General features: G+C 48.8%; 23 protein-coding genes, 1 rRNA gene, 1 pseudogene, 1 riboswitch and 1 other annotated feature (1 of these 27 only partly in view). Of the genes and pseudogenes, 23 read left to right on the plus strand and 2 right to left on the minus strand.

Annotated elements, in window-relative coordinates; all coding sequences use genetic code 11:
* Nucleotides 1-434: a sequence feature (most likely nonfunctional fraction of RNA operon), on the plus strand (it extends 2,814 nt beyond the left edge of the window).
* 156 nt (nucleotides 435-590) lie between these two features.
* Nucleotides 591-707, plus strand: a 5S ribosomal RNA gene (rrf, locus tag BN6628_RS25115).
* Nucleotides 708-906: 199 nt separating this feature from the next.
* Here the strand turns inward: rrf and BN6628_RS25120 are convergent.
* Complete coding sequence (locus BN6628_RS25120) at nucleotides 907-1,431, minus strand: hypothetical protein (protein ID WP_068621667.1); 525 nt, start codon at nucleotides 1,429-1,431, stop codon at nucleotides 907-909.
* 231 nt (nucleotides 1,432-1,662) lie between these two features.
* Between BN6628_RS25120 and BN6628_RS25125 the strand changes: the two genes are divergently transcribed.
* The 11 genes and pseudogenes from BN6628_RS25125 (at nucleotide 1,663) to rsmI (ending at nucleotide 10,078) form a co-directional block, all read left to right on the plus strand.
* A complete protein-coding gene (locus BN6628_RS25125) occupies nucleotides 1,663-1,848 on the plus strand; it encodes a sigma factor G inhibitor Gin (RefSeq protein ID WP_068621669.1) in 186 nt (61 codons plus the stop codon).
* Nucleotides 1,849-2,021: 173 nt separating this feature from the next.
* Nucleotides 2,022-3,479 (plus strand): annotated as a pseudogene (locus tag BN6628_RS25840) (aminotransferase class I/II-fold pyridoxal phosphate-dependent enzyme); the annotation flags it as partial.
* A 363-nt stretch (nucleotides 3,480-3,842) separates the two neighbouring features.
* Complete coding sequence (locus BN6628_RS27015) at nucleotides 3,843-4,070, plus strand: Orn/Lys/Arg family decarboxylase (RefSeq protein WP_392397674.1); 228 nt, start codon at nucleotides 3,843-3,845, stop codon at nucleotides 4,068-4,070.
* Between the two features lie 216 nt (nucleotides 4,071-4,286).
* Nucleotides 4,287-4,934, plus strand: a complete 648-nt coding sequence (tmk, locus tag BN6628_RS25135) for a dTMP kinase (RefSeq protein ID WP_068621672.1) — start codon at nucleotides 4,287-4,289, stop codon at nucleotides 4,932-4,934.
* A gap of 110 nt (nucleotides 4,935-5,044) precedes the next feature.
* Nucleotides 5,045-5,374: a cyclic-di-AMP receptor gene (locus BN6628_RS25140; RefSeq protein ID WP_068621674.1), complete on the plus strand. Its 330-nt coding sequence runs from the start codon at nucleotides 5,045-5,047 to the stop codon at nucleotides 5,372-5,374.
* A 54-nt stretch (nucleotides 5,375-5,428) separates the two neighbouring features.
* Entirely contained in the window at nucleotides 5,429-5,872 is a 444-nt protein-coding gene (locus BN6628_RS25145) for a YaaR family protein (RefSeq protein WP_068621676.1), read from the plus strand.
* 79 nt (nucleotides 5,873-5,951) lie between these two features.
* A complete protein-coding gene (gene holB, locus BN6628_RS25150) occupies nucleotides 5,952-6,944 on the plus strand; it encodes a DNA polymerase III subunit delta' (protein WP_068621677.1) in 993 nt (330 codons plus the stop codon).
* Between the two features lie 215 nt (nucleotides 6,945-7,159).
* Entirely contained in the window at nucleotides 7,160-7,960 is an 801-nt protein-coding gene (locus BN6628_RS25155) for a PSP1 domain-containing protein (RefSeq protein ID WP_068621679.1), read from the plus strand.
* A 77-nt stretch (nucleotides 7,961-8,037) separates the two neighbouring features.
* Nucleotides 8,038-8,364, plus strand: coding sequence for an initiation-control protein YabA (locus BN6628_RS25160; RefSeq protein WP_374706316.1), 327 nt, complete (start codon nucleotides 8,038-8,040; stop codon nucleotides 8,362-8,364).
* Between the two features lie 62 nt (nucleotides 8,365-8,426).
* Nucleotides 8,427-9,182, plus strand: coding sequence for a tRNA1(Val) (adenine(37)-N6)-methyltransferase (locus BN6628_RS25165; RefSeq protein WP_068621682.1), 756 nt, complete (start codon nucleotides 8,427-8,429; stop codon nucleotides 9,180-9,182).
* Entirely contained in the window at nucleotides 9,179-10,078 is a 900-nt protein-coding gene (gene rsmI / locus BN6628_RS25170; RefSeq protein WP_068621683.1) for a 16S rRNA (cytidine(1402)-2'-O)-methyltransferase, read from the plus strand. Before BN6628_RS25165 ends, rsmI begins: the two co-directional genes overlap by 4 nt.
* Nucleotides 10,079-10,232: 154 nt before the next feature.
* On the opposite strand, the gene BN6628_RS25175 is transcribed toward rsmI, so the two are convergent.
* Nucleotides 10,233-10,487: an AbrB/MazE/SpoVT family DNA-binding domain-containing protein gene (locus BN6628_RS25175; RefSeq protein WP_068621685.1), complete on the minus strand. Its 255-nt coding sequence runs from the start codon at nucleotides 10,485-10,487 to the stop codon at nucleotides 10,233-10,235.
* Between the two features lie 316 nt (nucleotides 10,488-10,803).
* Here BN6628_RS25175 and BN6628_RS25180 point away from each other — a divergent pair, with 316 nt between their 5' ends.
* The 11 genes from BN6628_RS25180 to spoVG all read left to right on the plus strand — a co-directional run bounded on the left by BN6628_RS25180 (nucleotide 10,804) and on the right by spoVG (nucleotide 20,813).
* Nucleotides 10,804-12,090 (plus strand): HD domain-containing protein, encoded by a 1,287-nt coding sequence (locus BN6628_RS25180; RefSeq protein WP_068621686.1) that lies wholly within the window; start codon nucleotides 10,804-10,806, stop codon nucleotides 12,088-12,090.
* Between the two features lie 19 nt (nucleotides 12,091-12,109).
* Nucleotides 12,110-12,877, plus strand: a complete 768-nt coding sequence (locus BN6628_RS25185; RefSeq protein WP_068621688.1) for a TatD family hydrolase — start codon at nucleotides 12,110-12,112, stop codon at nucleotides 12,875-12,877.
* A 276-nt stretch (nucleotides 12,878-13,153) separates the two neighbouring features.
* A riboswitch (cyclic di-AMP (ydaO/yuaA leader) is annotated at nucleotides 13,154-13,357 on the plus strand.
* A gap of 256 nt (nucleotides 13,358-13,613) precedes the next feature.
* Complete coding sequence (locus BN6628_RS25190; RefSeq protein ID WP_068621690.1) at nucleotides 13,614-14,759, plus strand: 3D domain-containing protein; 1,146 nt, start codon at nucleotides 13,614-13,616, stop codon at nucleotides 14,757-14,759.
* Between the two features lie 259 nt (nucleotides 14,760-15,018).
* Nucleotides 15,019-15,564, plus strand: coding sequence for a ribonuclease M5 (rnmV, locus tag BN6628_RS25195; protein ID WP_068621692.1), 546 nt, complete (start codon nucleotides 15,019-15,021; stop codon nucleotides 15,562-15,564).
* Between the two features lie 3 nt (nucleotides 15,565-15,567).
* Nucleotides 15,568-16,452: a 16S rRNA (adenine(1518)-N(6)/adenine(1519)-N(6))-dimethyltransferase RsmA gene (gene rsmA / locus BN6628_RS25200; protein WP_068621694.1), complete on the plus strand. Its 885-nt coding sequence runs from the start codon at nucleotides 15,568-15,570 to the stop codon at nucleotides 16,450-16,452.
* 73 nt (nucleotides 16,453-16,525) lie between these two features.
* A complete protein-coding gene (gene yabG / locus BN6628_RS25205) occupies nucleotides 16,526-17,437 on the plus strand; it encodes a sporulation peptidase YabG (RefSeq protein WP_068621696.1) in 912 nt (303 codons plus the stop codon).
* 296 nt (nucleotides 17,438-17,733) lie between these two features.
* Complete coding sequence (gene veg / locus BN6628_RS25210; protein ID WP_068621698.1) at nucleotides 17,734-18,015, plus strand: biofilm formation stimulator Veg; 282 nt, start codon at nucleotides 17,734-17,736, stop codon at nucleotides 18,013-18,015.
* Between the two features lie 172 nt (nucleotides 18,016-18,187).
* Entirely contained in the window at nucleotides 18,188-18,367 is a 180-nt protein-coding gene (locus BN6628_RS25215) for a small, acid-soluble spore protein, alpha/beta type (RefSeq protein WP_068621700.1), read from the plus strand.
* Between the two features lie 153 nt (nucleotides 18,368-18,520).
* On the plus strand, nucleotides 18,521-19,375 hold the full coding sequence (ispE, locus tag BN6628_RS25220) for a 4-(cytidine 5'-diphospho)-2-C-methyl-D-erythritol kinase (RefSeq protein WP_068621702.1): 855 nt from the start codon (nucleotides 18,521-18,523) through the stop codon (nucleotides 19,373-19,375).
* Between the two features lie 141 nt (nucleotides 19,376-19,516).
* On the plus strand, nucleotides 19,517-20,356 hold the full coding sequence (gene purR / locus BN6628_RS25225) for a pur operon repressor (protein ID WP_068621705.1): 840 nt from the start codon (nucleotides 19,517-19,519) through the stop codon (nucleotides 20,354-20,356).
* A 172-nt stretch (nucleotides 20,357-20,528) separates the two neighbouring features.
* Nucleotides 20,529-20,813, plus strand: coding sequence for a septation regulator SpoVG (spoVG, locus tag BN6628_RS25230; RefSeq protein ID WP_068621707.1), 285 nt, complete (start codon nucleotides 20,529-20,531; stop codon nucleotides 20,811-20,813).
* The last annotated feature ends 16 nt before the right edge of the window (nucleotides 20,814-20,829 follow it).

Raw genomic sequence — 20,829 nt, forward strand, 5'->3', positions numbered from 1 at the left:
TATCTCCCCCAAGAGTCCACATCGACGGGGAGGTTTGGCACCTCGATGTCGGCTCATCGCATCCTGGGGCTGAAGTAGGTCCCAAGGGTTGGGCTGTTCGCCCATTAAAGCGGTACGCGAGCTGGGTTCAGAACGTCGTGAGACAGTTCGGTCCCTATCTGTCGTGGGCGTAGGAAATTTGAGAGGAGCTGTCCTTAGTACGAGAGGACCGGGATGGACGCACCGCTGGTGCACCAGTTGTTCCGCCAGGAGCACAGCTGGGTAGCTAAGTGCGGAAGGGATAAGCGCTGAAAGCATCTAAGCGTGAAGCCCCCCTCAAGATGAGATTTCCCAGTATGTAAGACCCCTTGAAGACGACGAGGTAGATAGGCTGGGGGTGGAAGTGCAGCAATGCATGGAGCTGACCAGTACTAATCGGTCGAGGGCTTATCCAAAAAATACCCCGAAGGACGCAGTTCCTAGAAGGGTGCGCAAGTTCGTTTCGTATCTAGTTTTCAGGCGATCAAGCCTGATGAGAAGATGTGGGCCTTTATCAAGGACTGATATTTTCTCGCAGCGATTTCAAGAAGCGGGAGCTTCGAAAAATCATGTTTGGTGGCGATGGCGGAGGGGTTCCACGCGTACCCATCCCGAACACGACCGTTAAGCCCTCCAGCGCCGATGGTACTTGGACCGCAGGGTCCTGGGAGAGTAGGACGCCGCCAAGCGAAGAACCACTGCCGATAACAGGTGGTGGTTTTTATTATTTAGAGGCATTTGATAGCTGTAAGTTATTCGGAAGTTATCCATTTGGAATATGATGTGACTATGCATATAAGAAGTCTCTGAAGGAGACTTAAGAAGAGATATAACCATTAATAAAAGAGCCGGGTTCCTCAAATAGGGAACCCGGCTTTTTGTACGATTTTACGGCATGTAGTAAGAAATGTCCTGTTCGTTCAGTTTAACCATCCCACCCTTAGGCTGCTTGCACAACAGAAGAAACCCATAATAGCGGGGCAGCATGATCCAGACATGCCAGAATATCATATTTACAGCAAAGGACAAGGGGGACCAGGGGAACAGTATGGCAATCAGACATAATCCGATCCATGTGGTATGTAATTGAACTTTCAAAAAAGTTCGATAGCTTACATGCTGATCCGGCACATAACCGATCCAGGGTAGCTTATAACTTATCTCCCAGCGTTTACGGTGAGAGTGGATGACAATAATGAGCACAGCCCTTGAGATAGCCAGCTGGAACCATAGAATGACTGGAAAGGCTAGGACAAAGGAAAATACGCTGGTCCAGTGTATTGTAATGATCGTAGTGAGCACACAAAAAAGCGGAAGCAGCAGAAAAGTCACAACAAATGGGCGGGGAAAGATTACTTTTTTGAGCAGCTTATATTGATAAAAGGTCGCCTGACTGTTCGGTTCAACGGACATGGAGTAACGGATCCCTCCTCACAAAATTGATCATAAGAGATGCATATAAGTATGTAGGTCTTCTTAATATATCGGATGGTAAAAAAGAATATTTGAGGTTTGCCCCGTACAAACACCTACGGAGAGCCTGCTGCATACATATATAGAAACCATTGAAAGGGCTATGAAATAGGTTTAGAATAATAGAAACTGTGCCATACTGATAGTAAAAAAGATAAGGTGGGATCTTTAATGGACGCTCAGAGTGTAGAAAAATGCATTATATGCGGCGAGCATAAGCAGGAAGGCATAGTAATTGTCTCTGAGTTTATCTGTGACGCTTGTGAGTCGGAAATGGTTCACACCGACGTGAAGGATGATAAATACCATTTTTTCATTCACCAAATGAAGCAAATCTGGCTGCAAAATAATGCATAAATCCGGATAAGAGGACCCACTTTGACAAGAAGAAGAGGGTCCTTTTTTGTTGTATCCTCTAACAGTACACACGCTGCCCCTTCTAGGGTTAAGCTTACAGAAGATTAAGTATGGGACTCCTAATTATTATACTGTACAATAGATAGAAATGGATTGGAAGGATTGTAGATCACATGTCTAACCATGATCATAATATACAGGCTCCGCTTGTGTTTGCGCTCGCAGAGTATGCGGACAAGCGGAACGCCTCTTTTCACGTGCCGGGCCATAAGGATGGACGGGTCCTTTGCAATCGGCCTGAAGGGGACCGGTTTTACAGGCAGATTGCCCAGATTGACGGCACGGAAATTACCGGACTGGATGATCTTCATCATCCAGAGGGAGTAATTGCCGAGGCACAGGAACGCGCAGCCCGCCTGTTTGGAGCCGAGGCTTCGTATTTCCTGGTTGGCGGAAGCACAGCCGGCAATCTGGGGCTTATTCTCACGGTATGCAGTGCACCGGGAGACGTGCTCCTCGTGCAGCGCAACGTACATAAATCCGTCATTCACGGATTAATGCTGGCTGGCGCAAAAGCAGTGTTCCTAGCGCCGGAGGCCGATCCGGCCAGCGGCCTAAGCATCATCCCGTCCGCAGATACGGTGCGTGAAGCCCTGCGCCGTTATCCGGACGCAAAAGGGCTGTTAGTGACGCACCCGAACTATTACGGGATGGGCGGAGATCTGGCCGCGCTTGCCGAGCTGTGCCACGGCAGCGGGGTTCCGCTGCTGGTGGACGAGGCGCACGGCGCCCATTTCGGGCTGCACCCTGAACTGCCCGGAAGCGCTCTGGCTGCCGGCGCAGACGGGGTCGTGCAGTCTACCCATAAGATGCTCTCCGCGCTGACCATGGGGGCGATGCTGCATGTGCAGGGCAGTCTAATTGATCGCGAGCTGCTGCGTCAGCGGTTGGCTATGGTGCAGAGTTCCAGCCCATCTTATCCAATTATGGCTTCGCTCGATTTGAGCCGAAGCTATCTTGAAGAAGCGGGTCCTGCAGCGTTTGCGGAAGGACTCAGAGCAGCAGATAAACTGAGGGAGCATATACGTAAGCTGAATAGGTTTAAGCTGATCGAACTGCCAGCAGACGAGAAGCTTGCTGGATGTAGAATATTAGGAAAGCAGCATAATGGGGGGAGTATATCAGAAGGAAAGCATGCTGTAAGCAGGTTGTCAGGAGAGCAGTATGCTGGATGTAGAATATCAGACGAGAAGCAGGCTAATAACACTCTGTCAGCAGAACAGCAGTCTAGAAAGACTACAGAAACAGAGCAGTACGCTGGTAAGATTCTAGAAATAGGGCAGCCTACTGGAAAGACTACAGAAGCAGAGCAACCCGCTGGAGATAATATAGAAATAGAGGAGTATCCAGGAGGCGGTATCGAGGACGAGGGGGTGGCTTTTTCAGAGGCTTATCAAGCAGCTTCTCAGATGGCTTACCCGAGGGCTTACCAAGTGCAGGACCCTTTTAAAGTCATAATATCGGATAACTATCACGTTTACAGTGGATATGAGCTTCAGGAAAGGTTGGAGCAGGCAGGGTGTATTCCAGAGATGAGTGATCCCACTTATGTGGTGCTTGCTTTAAGTCTGGGAACTACAGAGGAAGATGTAGATCGGCTTGTAAGCGTGCTTGAGACTCTGGATCAAGAAGTAGTAAATTCTGATTTGTCATCCAAAGGTCCCGTAATGCCGTCAGGAGAGCAAAATCATCTAGAGGGGAATCATGCTGGCCAGATTAGCCAGGATAATTTTGAACCAGAGCAAATTTATGATCCAAATGTACCAAGTGTGGCATCATCTCACTCTTATGAGTCAAGTATGACAGATACAGACCTAGCCGCAAATAGGATCAGAGGACAAGCGAGTACGGGGCCGGAGCTGGAAACAGACCATAGACTTTCCACGTGGAACATTCCAGCAGCCGGTCGGATCAGCGAGGCCATTGCTTTTAACATGAAACCCATCAACCGTGAGGATACTGAGGCAGTACCCGTAGAATACACAGGAGGCCGTATTGCGGCAGAAATGGTTATTCCCTATCCGCCAGGCATACCGATTTTGTATCCGGGAGAGCTCATTACAAAGGAAACTGCAGAGCTTCTTCAGATTTTGCATAAATCTCAGGCGAAATGTCAGGGTACAGAAGACCCTAGCATGAAGAGCATCCGGGTATATAAATAAAATGTGTATAAGTCGAACTTAAGAACTACTAATAGGCAAGTTGTGCAATGAATAATTCAGAAGAGGCGAAGCACTCACCTCTGGTACTGGAACTCCACGATATAAATTTAAACCAGAAAAACTAGGGCTAATAGCGACCTTAAGAATATTTCCTCACACCTGCCTTATATGTAAATCAAAAGTTCAAGTTATGTAATAGAAAGTTGGTAACTATTAATGAACGCAAATTGGGGTAAATTTATTACATTTGAAGGTGGAGATGGCTCTGGCAAGACAACAGTTCTTGAGGAAATTTCTCAATCTCTAGCCGGCTCTGGTATACCCTATATGGTCACACGTGAACCTGGAGGCATCGAAATTGCTGAGAAGATCAGGCATATCATTCTGGACCCCCAGAATACAGCAATGGATAGCCGGACTGAGGCTCTACTCTACGCCGCTGCGCGAAGACAGCATCTAGCAGAGAAGGTTCTTCCTGCATTAGCACAGGGCATCCATGTGCTGTGTGACCGTTTTGTTGACAGCAGTCTTGCTTATCAGGGACATGCACGGGGACTGGGCATTGAGCATATTTTATCGGTAAATTCATTCGCTACAGAAGGCAGGCAGCCCGACCTAACCTTCTATCTCGATATTGAGCCAGAGAAGGGTCTGGCCAGAATTGCCGCCAATCAGGGACGGGAGGTTAACCGGCTCGATCTGGAGGGGATCGCCTTCCATCATAAAGTGAGAGAGGGGTATCACTTGATCCGGGAGCTGTTCCCTGAGCGAATTGTAACCATTAATGCGGACAGGAACAAGGAAGAGGTCATCCAAGAGATCAAAGAGCATTTAAGCGTGATTTTAAAGGGTTTCCGCGGGTAATTGTAGAGTGTTATAATATTTTTATAAGAAAAGAAATTTTCTTAAGAGACCATCGTAGGCGGACTGGCAGCGCCAGCAACCTATACCACGAATCTAAGGGGGACTGTAGAATGAAGCTGATTGTTGCGATTATCCAAGACAAGGACAGCAACCGTCTGTCAGGGGCACTGGTGAAATCAAATTTCCGGGCAACCAAGCTGGCAAGTACGGGCGGTTTTCTTCGTGCCGGAAACACGACGTTTATGATCGGGGTAGACGACAATCAGGTCGAGACAGTGCTGGGAGTAATTCGGAGCAGCTGTAAGGTTCGTGAGCAGCTCGTGACACCGGTTACGCCGATGAGTGGAACGACAGATTCTTATCTGCCTTTGCCAGTTGAGGTTCAGGTTGGTGGAGCTACCGTCTTTGTACTGCCAGTTGACCGCTTCGAGCATTTCTGATGCAAATAACGAAAAGCCGCTGGTATTAATATTAAGGAATGGCAGTGATATAGTTTGAAAATAGAACCGGGTTACAGACCGCTTACGAGTGGAAGAGGACTGTCAGACGGTGCCAATAAACCCGTTGCTTCCAAGAGCTTCTCGGATGCGATGCAGCAGCAGGGGGAGCAGGCATCCCAGCAGGAGCTGAACCGCCGATTTAAGGAGATTCAGCTCCAGGGTGACCGACTAGCACATTCCATGACGGTGCGTGAGCTTAAGGCCTATCGGCTCTTGGTCAAGCGTTTTCTGGAGGACACGGTACGCCGCGGTGTCCGGATGAAGGAAGTCAAGGGCTGGGATCGGCGTGGAAGAGGCAAGAAGTATAATCTGATTGATGAGATTGACTCAGCGCTGCTGAGTATGGCTGACGAGCTGCTGGAAAGTGAACAAGGCAAGATTGATCTTCTGCAGAAGATCGGAGAAATTCGGGGGATGCTGATCAATCTGACCTTTTAGAGCCGAATTGGGTAGGACATGCCGTCCTATCCCTGGCTTGTTTACGGGCTAAAGGCCAATGCAGAGGAAGAGAGGAATTATGTCTTTCAAAGAAATTGTCGGGCAGGAAGCGGCCAAGAAGTTGCTGCAAAATGCGCTTAGGCAAAATAAGATTTCACATGCTTATCTGTTCAGTGGTCCTGCAGGAAGTGGTCAGAAAGAGATGGCCTTGTCGTTTGTGCAGGCCCTTTTCTGCACTGAGGGTGGCGATGACGCCTGCGGAGAGTGCCTGGAATGCCGAAAGCTGCTTCATGGCAACCATCCAGACCTCCATCTGATTGAGCCTGACGGAAACTCTATAAAAATCGACCAAATCCGCGACCTGCAGCGGATTTTCTCTTATCGTTCGGAGAGCGGCAATGTGAAGGCCTATATCATTCAGGATACTGAAAAGATGACGGTGCAGGCATCGAACAGCCTGCTTAAATTTCTTGAGGAGCCGCCTTCGCCGGCTGTGGCTATCCTGTTGTCGGATAATGGGCGGGCATTACTTCCCACCATTCAGTCCAGGGCCCAGCTTGTACCTTTTACGGCGCTTAGTCCCGGAATGATGATGCAGATTTTGACCGGTGAGGATTATCCGGGAGCATTGGTCCGGGCAGCTGTACATTTAGCGGCGGGATTAGGCGCTTGCAGGGAGCTTTTGCAGCAGAATTGGTTTGCAGAAATCAGAAATGTAGTGGTACAATTGGGGAAGGAATCGACGGGCAGAGCGGGCTCAGCTCTCATCACAGCTCAGCAGGGCGTAGTGAAGGCCGGGCTTGGCGACCACCTGGATATCCTATTCGACCTGTTTCATTTGTGGTTTAAAGATATGATTCATGCCATGTATCATAAGCACGATAGTATCGTTTTCATAGATGAGTGGGAGTTTATCTCCAATTATGCCAGAACACGCAGCGCCGAAGAATGGGTCTCCTGTATGGCGCTGGCCGCAGACAGCAAGAAGAAGCTGCGGTACAATATGAATGGCCAGCTATGTCTGGAGCAGTTCCTCATCGCTTTGACGGACAGGAACTCAGCCGGCGCTTAAGTGGCGGCTAGTATGGAATGAACATGGTTAGTTCGGTCCATTGAGTAGGACAAACTTTCTCCCACATATATGGATGGAACAGATTCATGGTTCCTCCGTATAGGTTTAGAATTTGGTGGTATGGATGAAATCAAGCCGGAGATGGTTTAAGATTCACCCATATCCGGGCGGGTAATTCTGCCGGATTAGCACAAGCTATACGAGGGGGTTAGTTTTTGTACACTGTAGTGGGTGTCCGTTTCAAAAAAGCGGGCAAAATATATTACTTCGATCCACTGGAGCTCGCCGTGGAGAAGGAGAACTGTGTCATTGTCGAAACGGCACGGGGGATCGAGTATGGTAAGGTTGTCGTCGGAAAGAAGACGGTGGATGAGTCGGACGTGGTCCTGCCGCTGAAGAAGGTTATCCGCGTCGCAGACGGAGCTGATGCCAAAGTTGTTGAGGAGAATAAGCTTGCGGCGAAGAATGCATTCGCCACTTGTTTAAATAAAATCAAAGACCACGACTTGAAAATGAAACTGGTTGATGTGGAATTTACTTTTGACCGTAATAAAATTATATTTTATTTCACGGCGGAAGGAAGAGTCGATTTCCGGGAATTGGTGAAGGATCTGGCGAGTATTTTCCGGACAAGGATTGAACTGCGTCAGATTGGGGTAAGAGATGAAGCTAAGATGCTTGGGGGAATTGGCCCATGCGGACGAGTGCTCTGCTGTTCATCCTGGCTTGGGGATTTCGAGCCGGTATCGATCAAGATGGCCAAGGATCAAAGCTTGTCCTTGAATCCAACAAAGATTTCGGGTCTATGCGGCAGATTGATGTGCTGCCTGAAATTTGAGCATGATAATTATGAAAGCACCAAAGAGGAGCTGCCTTCTGTAGGCAAGCTTGTCATCACATCCCTCGGTGAGGGGAAAGTGGTTGGCATTAATGCTGGCTCACGGACCGTGCATGTACAGCTCTTTGAAATCAGCAAGGTTAAAGAACTTCCATTGGATGACGTTGTTGTCAAGTAAACCATAGAGATGATTCTTGGGGTGGGGACTTGGAAAAAAAAGATATTTATACAAACCTGCTTGATTTGGAATCAAAAATGGAAAGCCTCCACAGCGAACTTGGAATTCTCAAGCTCGAAGTGAAGAAGCTGCTCGAGGAGAACCAGCGTTATTCGCTGGAGAATGAGCAGCTGCGCAAAGTGCTGAAGCGGGAAGCTGAGGCCGGTGGGCAGCCGCCTGTACAGACGGAGAGTCATCCGGAGCTGCACGAGCATGGCGAGCATATCGACATCGATATTGTCGGTGAAGGTTACGACAATCTGGCCCGTCTATATCACGAAGGCTTTCATATTTGTAATGTGTATTATGGACATCTGCGCACAGAAGGCGATTGCCTTTTCTGCTTGTCGTTTCTTAATAAATAACAACCGTAGGAGCTACTCCTACGGTTTTTTTCAAATTTGGATAGATTGGACGTATTAATCTTATGTATACAGTACCGGTGTATGATCAAGAGAGGGTGGATGACTTGCTCACCCATGATCTTCATATTATTCAAAGTGATGAGGTATTCAGCTTCTCGATGGACGCTGTCCTGTTGGCCCGATTTGCGGCAGTCCCCAAACATGGTCGAATTTTGGACTTATGTACAGGCAATGGAGTTGTTCCCCTGCTTCTTTCGACAAGGACGGAGGCCCAGATTGAAGGTATTGAAATTCAAGAGCGGTTGGCGGATATGGCGGACCGAAGTGTAAGGATGAACGGACTGGAGAGCCGGATTAAGATCAGACATGGGGATCTGCGGGACCTGCCGAATCAGGAGGGGCCTGGAGCCTATCATGCGATTACGGTGAATCCTCCTTATATGCCGCTTCAGAAGGGGGATATTAAACTCAATATTCACCAGGCTATAGCCCGGCATGAAATTCACTGCAGCCTGGAGGAATTGATGCAGGCCTCCATGCGGCTGCTTCGCAATGGGGGGAAGTTCTCTATGGTACATAAGCCGCAGCGTCTCGGTGAGATTATCACTTTAATGAGGAAATACCGTCTTGAGCCTAAGCTGGTGCGGTTTGTACACCCGCGTCAGCACCTGGAGGCCAATATGGTTCTGATTGAGGGAATACGGGACGGAAAGCCGGATATGCGGATTCTCCCACCACTGGTGGTGTATCAGGAGAATGGAGAATACTGTCCGGAAATTATGAACATCTATTACGGATCAAATGAGGGAACAAAATGAGCATACAAGTACAGAAAAGTTTTGAGTCGGAGAAAGAGAAAGGAAAAGATTTGCTAACAGGCAAGCTGTTTCTGGTGGCGACGCCCATTGGAAACTTGGAGGATATGACCTACCGCGCGGTTCGTACACTGCAGGAAGCTGATATCATTGCTGCCGAGGATACAAGACAGACCCGTAAGCTGTTATCCCACTTTGAGATATCACCCAAACGCCTGCTCAGCTATCATGAGCATAACAAAGCCGCAAGCGGACCAGAATTGATCAGACTTATAATAGAAGGAAATGATTTGGCACTTGTTAGTGATGCAGGTCTACCAGCGATTTCAGACCCTGGACAGGACCTGGTGAAGCTCGCAGTGGCTGAAGGTATTCCGGTGATTCCAATCCCTGGGGCCAATGCCGCTTTATCAGCTCTCATTGTCTCGGGACTTCCTACGGACCGGTTCCAATTTGCCGGGTTTTTGCCGCGGGACAAGAAGATCAGGGAACAATTGCTCCTAAGCCTGCGGGATTTTGAAGGAACCGTGCTGCTGTACGAGTCTCCCCATCGGATTATCAAGACACTGCAGCATATTTTAGATACTTGCGGAGATAGAAACATCGCCATGGCCAGGGAACTGACCAAGCGGTATGAAGAAGTGAGCCGGGGGCTTATTAGTGAGTGTCTGAGCTGGCTGGGAGAGCATCCCCCTCTGGGAGAATACTGTATCGCCGTGGAAGGGGCTAAGCCCGGGGAAGTTCAGGAGAGAGGCGGATTATGGTGGCAGTCCCTGACTATTGATGAGCACGTGAATCATTATGAGCAGGAAGAAGGCCTGAGCCGGAAAGATGCTATGAAAAAAACAGCAGCTGATCGCGGAGTAGCCAAGAGGGATATCTACAACGCCTTATTATAAAGAAACAAAAATAAGCCTTCATCATGAAGGCTTAGCTGCGTACAACAAAAAAACGACCTCCTTCAGGCCGGGTTCAAGCCTGGAGAAGGTGCCAAGGAGATATGAAAAAGGTTAGAATTAACAGTTTAAGTAAATCTATTATATCCTATTTTCTTTAGTTTGTCACAGGTGCAGGAATTTCAGAAAGACACTCATGACACACAATTTTGCCTTTGAAGTAAGTGACATTCTCAGCGTTGCCACAGAAAATGCAGGCAGGCTCGTACTTCTTGAGCATGATGCGTTCCCCGTCCACATAGATTTCGAGCGCATCTTTCTCGCCAATACCTAGAGTGCGGCGCAATTCAATGGGAATAACCACCCGTCCCAGCTCGTCTACTTTTCTTACAATACCTGTTGATTTCATCATAACCGATGATTGCCCCTCTCGCTATAATTTAAAAATGTCATTATTCGACACGGTTCTCTGTTTTATGATATTTATAATACCAACGATTGCCAAAACAGTCAACATGTTTAAAGGCATAATGCTATATTTTTCTTTGAGTATTATACCGGAACCCAAACAGGGCTTTGGACAGCACCGTTAAGGAATACTGACGCAGCGTTCGACATTTTGGAAATCGGCTTGTTTATATATACGACATTATTCGACAAAAGTTGTCGACAAATTTCATTTTTTTTAAATTTTTTTATAAAAAAGTTTGGAGAAGGAGTTGGGGATGATGAATTTTTTACTTTCTGAGGAAAAGGTATTTAAAGATCCGGTACATAATTATGTTCATGTTCAAGATGATCTGATCTGGTCACTAATTAATACCCCGGAATTTCAACGGCTTAGAAGAATCCGGCAGTTAGGCACTTCCTATCTTACTTTTCACGGGGCCGAGCATAGCAGGTTCTCCCACTCCTTAGGGGTATATGAAATTACACGCAGAATCATTTCGCAGTTCGAGCGTTCCTCCTATTCGGATTGGCCGCAAGAGGAGCGGCTGGTCGCTTTGTGTGCAGCCCTTCTGCATGATCTTGGACACGGACCGTTCTCCCATTCGATCGAGGAAGCCTTCCATATGAATCATGAAGATTGGACATGCCGAATCATACTCGGGAATACCCACGTTAATAACATATTGAAACGGGAAGGGGAGGATTTTCCGGAGAAGGTTGCGGCAGTTATAAGGAAGGACTATGATAAGGCCATTGTGGTCAATCTGGTATCAAGTCCGCTGGATGCCGACCGGATGGATTATTTACTGAGGGATGCCTATTTCACCGGGGTCAATTATGGAACCATCGATATTGACCGGATTCTGCGGATGCTCCGCCCCTTTCAGGGTAGAGTGGTTGTTAAGGAGTCCGGCATGCATGCTGTGGAAGATTATTTGATGTCCAGATATCAAATGTACTGGCAGGTATACTTCCACCCGGTAACCCGAAGTTCCGAGATTATTCTGCGGCAGATCTTCCGCAGGGCGAAGGAGCTTCACCAGGAGGGCTTCCGCTTCTCCTTCCTGCCTGACCCGCTTCCGGGCCTTTTCAACCGGGACTTAACCGTGGAAGAATACCTGCTGCTTGATGAGGCTTTAGTACAGACTTCTTTTGTTCAATGGCGACGTGAACACGATCCGCTGCTAGCAGATTTGTGCACACGATTTATCGACAGAAAACTGTATAAATATGTAGAACTTGAAATGTTAGATATGGAAATTATTGATGAAATCCGGCGCTCTTTCCGCGATTTAGGACTTGATCCTAATTACGATCTGGAAATTGATTTTCCTACGGATCTGCCTTATGATGTCTTCCGGCCGGAAGACAATTCCAAGAAGAAACAAATTCTGCTTCTGGACCGGCAGGATCGGCTGCGGGAAATTTCAGAGGTGTCCGACATTGTCCGCTCTATCAGCGGAATACACCGCGGGAAATATCACATGTATTACCCGGAAGAAAAGCTGCGCGGACTCGCCCGCAAGCTGCCGGAGGAAATAGCTGCATTACTTAATTTGCTCTAATGTGAAGGAGGAAATATCCGTGTTATTCGATACACATACCCATTTGGATGCACCGCAATTTGACGAGGATCGGGAGGAAGTGATTGCCCGTGCTATAGAGCAAGGGGTCAGCCGGATGATTAATGTCGGATTTAACCGGGAGACCATTCCATCCACTATGAAGCTTGCCGAAACCTACGATTTCATCTACGCTGCTGTCGGTTGGCATCCCCAAGACGCGATTACGATGCAGGACGGGGATTTGGAGTGGATTGCCGAATTATGTGCGCACAAGAAGGTTGTGGCCATCGGGGAGATAGGCCTTGACTACTACTGGGACACCTCACCCAAGGAAATTCAGCATCAGGTATTCCGCAAGCAGATTGGACTTGCCCGAAGCTTGAAAATGCCGATTGTTATTCATAACCGGGATGCTCATGAAGACGTGGTCCGGATTCTGCGGGAAGAGAAGGCTGAGGAGGTTGGCGGGGTAATGCATTCGTTCTCAGGCAGCTGGGAGACAGCCAAGATGTGTCTGGATTTGGGATTCCACATTTCTTTTGGGGGGCCCATTACGTTTAAGAACGCTAAGCAGCCCAAAGAAGTATTAAAACAGGTTCCCATGGACCGGCTGTTGATTGAAACGGACTCCCCTTATCTGACTCCGCACCCGTATCGGGGGAAGAGAAATGAGTCTGCACACGTGCGTCTTGTTGCCGAAATGGCAGCAGAGCTAAAGGGTGTATCTGTGGAGGAAATCGCGGAAATTACCACCCGAAATGCACTGGAACGATTTGGAATAAGCTGAAATCGGGAGTAAAACCGCTGAAATAAAGAGTATTTGGGAAAGATTAATAGTTTTTAATCTAAAAAAGGATGATTATTACAAAAAATTAACCATTTTTTTAAAAAAACTAGTTGATTCCTGCTTTACAACATGCATATAAACAGGATAGAATCTTTTCAGTAATTGATTTGGTCTGGCAGCACCACGAATTTGCTAGCTATGTGAATTGGATGTAAACCTAACCGGGTATAAAGCCACGAATTACTGGCTCCATTCACACATCAATTACAATTCCAAGAACCAGTCTCGCTGAATCTTCGGGCAACCGGAGAACGGGGGAACCAATACGGATTGTTGACTGAACGTTCCGTATTTGATTTCTTTAACGGGTCTTTGGGGTGAATTCAAGGTCATTGCGCCATGAGCGGATGAACTGAGATAGGGCAGCTCTCTACGCCCGAACCCGACAGCTAACCTCGTAAGCGTATGAAGAGAGAGGCAACTCGTGCATCCTACATTCCTTTAGTCAGCCGGAAGCCACGAAAGAGATCCTCTTACACTCTTTCTCTAGGCTTCTTTTTGTTTTGAATAAAGGAGACAGGAACGTCATACAGTGGTATGACATATGAGTAGCGCTGAACAGGCTGGTGCGGGATGCGAAATGTGCAGTAGGGCATTTCGTCAAAATCGGTATAGTCGCGTCAATTTTTATACAAGTCGATCTTAGACGGCGGGGCTATGAAGGAGGACGTAAGAAGTGGGCTTTTTCGGATCTAAGGAAACTACCCATGAGTCACGATCATCCAGCATGTCTTACGCGTTGCGGTGGAAGAAAGAAAACAAGCGTCAAATTGTTGTGGCAGGGATTGTTACCATCGCACTGCTTGTCGGCGTAACTACTTGGTTCTATGGCCAGGCTGACAAGAACATTTACTTGGTTGCGGATGGCAAGACACCATCTCCAGGCACATCGGTATCAAAGCCTGATCAAGGGCTGGAACAGCAAGCATTGAACCCAAATTCGGGGGATAAGGGTACGGCAGACTTGGCTGGTATGCTGCCTGAGGGAGATCAGTACATTCTGGGCCGTATAGTTCCGGTTAAGGTTACGGCGGACGGAGTCACTAACAAACATCTGACAACGTCAGAGACCGTTAAGGACGCTATTACGAACTTAGGCGTTAAAGTATCGGGTGATGACAAAGTATATCCATCCCTGGATACACCGGTCAGCTCGGATCTGCACATCCGGGTCGTGCGCGTGGATAAACGTACAACGAAGAGAGCGGAGAGCATCCCTTATACCTTCGTCAAAACGTCGGACCCCTCGCTAGAGAAGGGAAAGACCAAACTGCTGAGCAAAGGCCAAACTGGCGTTGTGGTGCATCATATTGAGAAGGTGTACCAGGATGGCAAGCTGGTAACGAAGCGGTTGGTTAGTAAGTCCGTAGAAAGACAGCCATCTGCAAAAGTGTTGGCGGTAGGCACCAAACCTAAAACTCAAGTACTTGCAGCTAGCATTGACCGCTCATCTAAATCTGTGAACATCAGCCAGAATAACAGTGTCAAAAAGGGCGGCGTGCAGTTCAAATATAAAAAGTTGCTGAAGAATGTATCCCTGACCGCTTACTCTGCGGAAGAGAGCGGGATCGGTACGAATACCGCATCGGGAGCCCGGGTTAAGGAAGGTAGAACGATCGCAGTAGACACCGATGTAATCCCAATGGGCTGGTGGGTGTATATTGAGGGTGTCGGCTTCCGTAAAGCGGAGGATACAGGAGGCGCAATCAAAGGCAACAAGATTGATGTGTATTATGACAGTCTGAAAGCAGCTAACAATTTCGGACGGAAAAAGGGCCGCACGGTTTATGTAATTGGACCGGTTAAGCCGGAACTGAACTAGTTAGCCTGGCTTAGGCATCGTTTACTTTAATCCATGAATAAGATACTATTACACATAGTGAATATGTGCATGCTAAGGAGAGGAGAATTCCTCTTCTTTTTGTTATGAATAGAACTTATGCCGCTGGCCGCTAGCCGTATCTAATCTTTATATCGGTAAGGCAGTGCAGAGATTATAGATACTGGAGTGTTCCTGTTTATGGTAATGGGGCCGGGGATTGTTTTAAGATACAGACAAGCACGAAGAAAGGATGGCGTCCATGATTAAGGAGGTCATTGTGGTTGAAGGACGGGATGATACCGTTGCGATTAAAAGAGCGGTGGAGGCGGATACGATTGAAACGGGCGGCTCTGCCATTGGCCCGGCTGTGATTCGTAAAATTAAGCTGGCCCAGGAGCGCCGGGGGGTTATCATTCTAACAGACCCGGATCATGCGGGAGAGCGCATACGCAAGATAGTAGCCGCCAAGGTTCCTGGCTGCAAGCATGCCTTCCTGACGGAGGCGGCGGCAACGCATAAGGGCGATATCGGGGTGGAGAATGCTTCGCCCCACGATATTCGGGAAGCCCTATCCAGGGTGCGGAGCGAATACAGCGGCGAGGAGATTCTGATCAGCTTCGAGGATTTGATCGAAGCGGGTTTAATCGTCCATCCGCAGGCGGCTGAACGACGCCGCTTTATGGGGGAGCAGTTGGGCATCGGATACTGCAACGGCAAGCAGTTCTTCAAGCGTCTGCGTGTGTTCCATATCAGCCGTGAGGAGTTCGCAGCAGCCCTTCAACAATTAGAGAGCAAAGGAGATTAATCCATGAGCAGGATGGAAGATATATCGACGCCCAAAAGAACGAAGGAGATCATACAGCGGCACGGCTTCTCCTTCAAGAAAAGCCTGGGCCAGAACTTTCTGATCGATCAGAATATTCTGGGCAAAATTGTCGGTGCGGCTGAACTAGATGAAACGAAGGGGGCCCTTGAGATCGGTCCTGGAATAGGCGCACTGACCCAGAAGCTGGCTGAAACGGCAGGCAAAGTGACAGCTGTAGAGATCGATCAGCGCCTTATTCCTATCCTGGAAGAGGTACTTGAGCCATACGGTCATGTACGGGTCATCCATGGGGATGTGCTGAAGTTGGACCTCCGTGAGGTGATTGAGCGGGAGTATGCTGATCAGACCGGTGTCAGCGTCGTCGCTAATCTCCCTTACTATGTGACGACACCTATTATTATGAAGCTGCTCGAAGAGCATCTGCCTCTGGAGAATATTGTGGTTATGATTCAGAAGGAGGTGGCAGAGCGTATGGCCGCCTCACCGGGGGGCAAGGAGTACGGGAGCCTGAGCATTGCGGTCCAGTACTACTGTGAGCCTGAACTGGTCTGCACCGTTCCGCATACGGTCTTTATTCCCCAGCCTAATGTCGACTCGGCGGTTATCCGCCTGAAGGTTCGTCAGGAAGCTCCGGTAGAGGTGGAGGATGAGGCATTCTTTTTTACCGTGGTACAAGCTTCATTCGCCCAGCGGAGAAAAACGATCTCCAATAACCTGAAGACGCGCTTCTTCGCAAGCGAAGGCCGTGAGGAGCTGGAGAGGCTGCTTGGGGAGGCCGAGATTCTGCCGTCGCGGCGGGCTGAGACGTTAAGCCTTGAAGAATTCGCACGCCTCAGCAATGTTCTGAAGCAGGCAGGACTGAAATAGAAATTGAGTACGCTGTGAAGGCTGACAGAAGGAACCAAAGCCCAGGTTCGCCCATACGATAAGTCTAGAGGTGATGGACTTGACGAATTTGGGAGACCTGGTGGTACGTAAATCTTACGGGGGAGATGTCACCTTCCGTGTGGAATCTTTGACACGTGGCAGCGCGGTCATTAAAGGAACTGAATTCCGCCTGCTCGCGGATGCCCCTATTGCGGACCTGGTTAAGGTAGATCGTCCCGCTCAATCGGAGAAATCAAAGCGGGCGAGAATTAAAGCGACGGAGTCCCTGCAGCGGCTGCAGCAGGACAGAAAAGTGCTTGAGGAACGAAACCAGGCCGAACTGATGCAGGAGCTGCATTCGTACTCGGTAGGGGGACCCGCATACTTTGAGGTGCCGGGGAAGGTGCTGCATTTGGATGGCGATCCAGCCTACTTGAGAAAGAGCCTCGACCTGTATGAGAGGCTGAGGGTGCCAGCGGACGGTTACTACGTTCAGGAGGCAGCTATGGCGGATGCCCTTCGGCAGTTGCTTCCAAGAGTACGTCCGGATATTGTGGTGATAACGGGACATGACGGCGTGCTCAAGAGCATGATTCATCATGATCTCTACAGCTTGAACAGCTACAAGAACTCCCGCAACTTTGTTGAGGCGATTCAGGTGGCCCGCCAGTATGAGCGCGACTTCGATGCGCTAACGATTGTGGCTGGGGCCTGCCAGTCCCACTTCGAGGCGCTGTTGCAAGCTGGGGCGAACTTTGCAAGCTCGCCGGCCCGGATCTTAATCCATGCGCTGGACCCGGTGTATATTGCCGCCAAGGCTTCATTTACGCCGATCCGCAGTACGATTCATATTACCGATGTGCTGAACCATACCATCAGCGGTATTCAAGGTGTAGGAGGAATCGAGACAAGGGGGAGCTACCGCATCGGCCTGCCCCGGTTCCGGGATCTCTCCAAGCTGAATGTGGTCCCATCGGCCAATTAATCGACAAAAGCTTATATCGCTTAGGCAATCTGTAGGTCCCTGGTATGGGGCCTTTTTTGTTGTATCGCCATGATCATCCTGAGCAAACTAAGTCTCAGTAAACCTAAAACCAAAGGGGAATGGGGCCTTGGTTACAGAACCACTTTCAATGTCCAGAGGAAGGAATCAGCGGCATCTATAGGCTCCGGAAAAAAATCATTGACAATGCTTTTTTACCCCTGATATAATTATTTATTTTGACTTGACAATAAGTCTTATTAGCGTTATAATGGACAAGAAAGAGGTGGTCATAGGTAATGGCGAAAAATGCGCTGTCGGAAATTAAGAACAATCTCGAAGCTCATGTTGGACAGAAGATTCTGCTGCGTGCGAATGGTGGTCGCCGTAAGACCGTTGAACGCACGGGTGTTCTAGAGGAGACCTATCCCTCTGTCTTTATTGTCAAGCTTGATGAAGAGCAGCAGACCTTCAAGCGTGTATCCTACAGTTATGCCGATATACTGACCGAATCCGTTGAAGTAACGATCTGTGATGACAACACGGATAGCGAGATGAGGATTTCGTATATTAAACCTTAAACCTTGAACCTTAAGTCTTTAACATTTAACAGCAGTCTTGACCCCGGTCAGGCTGCTTTTATTCATTTACAGGGTCTGTACAGGAATATGGATGTGCTTCCCGTGCATGAGGTTCTTGACGCTGCGCATACTAACAGCGTTCCTACTCATCGATCCAAAAGGAGGGTCTCTCATGTCGCGCAGAAGACGCAGTGTCATGTCCGAAGATCTGAAGGTGGAGCTTGCGAAAGACCTGGGCTTTTATGATACCGTCCAAAAAGAAGGATGGGGCGGAATTAAGGCCAAGGACGCGGGCAATATGATAAAAAGGGCCATTCAGCTCGCGGAGCAGTCGGCATCCCGCAATTCCTAAACTTCTTTAAGGCTCCTCCAGCGATGGAGGAGCCTTTGACGTATCTGTATCAAAATAAGACTTCATTAGAACTTTTTGTTATAATAAACAAAATAAAAGCGTTATTCAGTTGAATGCAGCTTACAGATGGAAACTTAAGAGTAGGTGACGCCTTTGAAAATATACGAAAAAGCACCGGCCAAAATTAATTTAATGCTCGATGTATTACATAAACGGCCTGACGGCTATCATGAAGTGGAAATGGTCATGACCATGGTCGATTTGGCGGATCGGCTTGAAATGAAGGAGCTGCCGCGTGATACCATTATCATATCCAGCCAGGTGGGCTATATCCCGCTGGATGAGAAGAATCTGGCCTTTCAGGCAGCCAGGCTGATTAAAGAGCGGTATCAGGTATCCAAGGGCGTGTATATTCACCTGGATAAGAAAATTCCTGTGGCTGCCGGTCTCGCCGGGGGCAGCAGTGACGCCGCAGCGACTTTGCGGGGACTTAACCGGCTGTGGAATCTTGGAATTCCCCTGGAGGAGCTGCAGGAGCTCGGAGCGGAGCTGGGCTCAGATGTCCCCTTCTGTGTCAAAGGGGGCACAGCCTTGGCAACAGGGCGGGGAGAGATTCTCACCCCGCTTCCGAATCCCCCGCAGTGCTGGGTCATTCTGGCGAAGCTGCCCATCAATGTGTCTACCGCAGAGGTGTACGGCCGCTTCCGCAGCGATAAAGTGGTGCGCCACCCTTCCGCACAACGGATGCAGACCGCAATTGAGCGAGGGTCCTTCTCTGCGGTCTGCAGCGAGCTTGGTAATGTGCTCGAGGACGTGACCCTGCAGATGCATCCGGAGGTGGCTCAGCTCAGGGACACGATGCTCCGTCTGGGTACAGACGGGGTGCTTATGTCCGGCAGCGGGCCAACGGTGTTCGGTCTAGTGTCGAAGGAATCGAAGGTAGCCCGGATCTATAACGGGCTGCGTGGGTTCTGCAAAGAAGTATACGCGGTGCGCCTTCTGACATAAGGAAGACCGCCAGACATTTACACTTGGACAAACACGTACAAAAGTGGTATATTTTCATTAAAATATTCGGATTTTATATAGAAAGAGCCAAAGGGCATATGCTTGCCCGGGGTTCTTTGTCTATTTAGCGAGGGGTCTTTCGTGAAAAAATTAAAAAGAAGCGCCAGATTGGTGGAAATGACCCAATATCTGCTGCTCCGCCCGCATCACTTAATTCCACTTACCACCTTTGCCGAACGTTATGGGGCTGCTAAATCCTCCATCAGTGAGGATTTGTCAATCATCAAGGAGGTATTTGAAGAGGAAGGAATGGGCGACCTGCTGACCCTGGCCGGTGCGGCTGGCGGGGTGAAGTTTATTCCTAAAGTTGGGGAAGCGCACGCGCGGGAATTTATTGATCAATTGTGTGCGATGCTGTCCGACCAGAGCCGGATACTGCCAGGCGGATATTTGTATATGTCAGATTTATTGGGACTTCCGAATTTAATGAATGAAGCCGGCAAGCTTTTTGCAACCGTATTCGCGAATCAGAATATCGATGTAATCATGACGGTGGAGACCAAGGGTATCCCGCTGGCCTACGCCACGGGAGCGCAGCTTAATCTGCCTGTTGTGCTCGTCCGGCGGGATCATCAGGTGACTGAAGGTTCAGCGGTAAGCATTAACTATGTCTCCGGCTCCCATAAGAGCCTGCATACGATGACCTTGTCACGCCGAGCGCTTAAGGAGAACTCCCGCGTGCTCATAGTTGATGACTTTATGAAGGCGGGAGGCACAATACAGGGCATGGTGGATCTGCTGGCTGAATTTAACGCCACAGTCGCTGGAGTTGGTGTACTCGTAGAGTCAGGTGAAGTGGAATCCGGACAGCGTCTGCTGCACGATTATGTGTCTTTGGCCACACTCGCCGCAGTGGACCCCAAAGAGAAGGAAATTGTAGTTCAGCCCGGTAATTATTTCAGCAGGTTGAAAGCCCTATAGACCTGTGGATAACCTTACAAATCTTATCGGATTTAGACGAATCCAGTCGAAAACCTTTTTAAATAAAAAAAATTCCTAAATTTAGGCCTTTTTGTTCGTAAAAAAAGAGGATTTCCGTTTGCAATGTGGAATATTACACCAAGTCTCTGATGGAAAAAGGTGGTGAACACATATGCAAATTACGGATGTAAGACTTCGCCGTGTAAGCTCAGAGGGCAGAATGAAGGCAATCGCATCCATTACCATCGACAACGAGTTTGTTGTTCATGACATTCGCGTCATCGACGGAAACAATGGAATGTTTGTTGCTATGCCAAGCAAGCGTACGCCTGACGGTGAGTTCCGGGACATCGCTCATCCGATTTCTTCCGGTACCCGCGAGAAGATCCAAGCTGCCGTTCTGGCTGAGTACGATCGCGCAGCGGTTGAGGAAGAAGTTATCGTTGAAGGGGCTTAAGTTTCAATCTGTATAG

It is taken from the genome of Paenibacillus tuaregi, assembly GCF_900086655.1.
GTDB classification, from domain to species: domain Bacteria; phylum Bacillota; class Bacilli; order Paenibacillales; family Paenibacillaceae; genus Fontibacillus; species Fontibacillus tuaregi.

Bases quoted from the DNA above. Each gene is read 5' to 3' on its own strand.
- BN6628_RS25215 (WP_068621700.1), top strand. From the start codon at position 18,188: ATGTCGCGCAGAAGACGCAGTGTCATGTCCGAAGATCTGAAGGTGGAG.
- holB (WP_068621677.1), top strand. From the start codon at position 5,952: ATGTCTTTCAAAGAAATTGTCGGGCAGGAAGCGGCCAAGAAGTTGCTG.
- rsmI (WP_068621683.1), top strand. From the start codon at position 9,179: ATGAGCATACAAGTACAGAAAAGTTTTGAGTCGGAGAAAGAGAAAGGA.
- tmk (WP_068621672.1), top strand. From the start codon at position 4,287: ATGAACGCAAATTGGGGTAAATTTATTACATTTGAAGGTGGAGATGGC.
- BN6628_RS25180 (WP_068621686.1), top strand. From the start codon at position 10,804: ATGAATTTTTTACTTTCTGAGGAAAAGGTATTTAAAGATCCGGTACAT.
- spoVG (WP_068621707.1), top strand. From the start codon at position 20,529: ATGCAAATTACGGATGTAAGACTTCGCCGTGTAAGCTCAGAGGGCAGA.
- veg (WP_068621698.1), top strand. From the start codon at position 17,734: ATGGCGAAAAATGCGCTGTCGGAAATTAAGAACAATCTCGAAGCTCAT.
- yabG (WP_068621696.1), top strand. From the start codon at position 16,526: ATGGACTTGACGAATTTGGGAGACCTGGTGGTACGTAAATCTTACGGG.
- BN6628_RS25160 (WP_374706316.1), top strand. From the start codon at position 8,038: ATGGAAAGCCTCCACAGCGAACTTGGAATTCTCAAGCTCGAAGTGAAG.
- BN6628_RS25125 (WP_068621669.1), top strand. From the start codon at position 1,663: ATGGACGCTCAGAGTGTAGAAAAATGCATTATATGCGGCGAGCATAAG.
- BN6628_RS25120 (WP_068621667.1), bottom strand. From the start codon at position 1,431: ATGTCCGTTGAACCGAACAGTCAGGCGACCTTTTATCAATATAAGCTG.
- BN6628_RS25175 (WP_068621685.1), bottom strand. From the start codon at position 10,487: ATGATGAAATCAACAGGTATTGTAAGAAAAGTAGACGAGCTGGGACGG.
- BN6628_RS25165 (WP_068621682.1), top strand. From the start codon at position 8,427: ATGTATACAGTACCGGTGTATGATCAAGAGAGGGTGGATGACTTGCTC.
- BN6628_RS25140 (WP_068621674.1), top strand. From the start codon at position 5,045: ATGAAGCTGATTGTTGCGATTATCCAAGACAAGGACAGCAACCGTCTG.
- rnmV (WP_068621692.1), top strand. From the start codon at position 15,019: ATGATTAAGGAGGTCATTGTGGTTGAAGGACGGGATGATACCGTTGCG.
- BN6628_RS27015 (WP_392397674.1), top strand. From the start codon at position 3,843: ATGAAACCCATCAACCGTGAGGATACTGAGGCAGTACCCGTAGAATAC.
- rsmA (WP_068621694.1), top strand. From the start codon at position 15,568: ATGAGCAGGATGGAAGATATATCGACGCCCAAAAGAACGAAGGAGATC.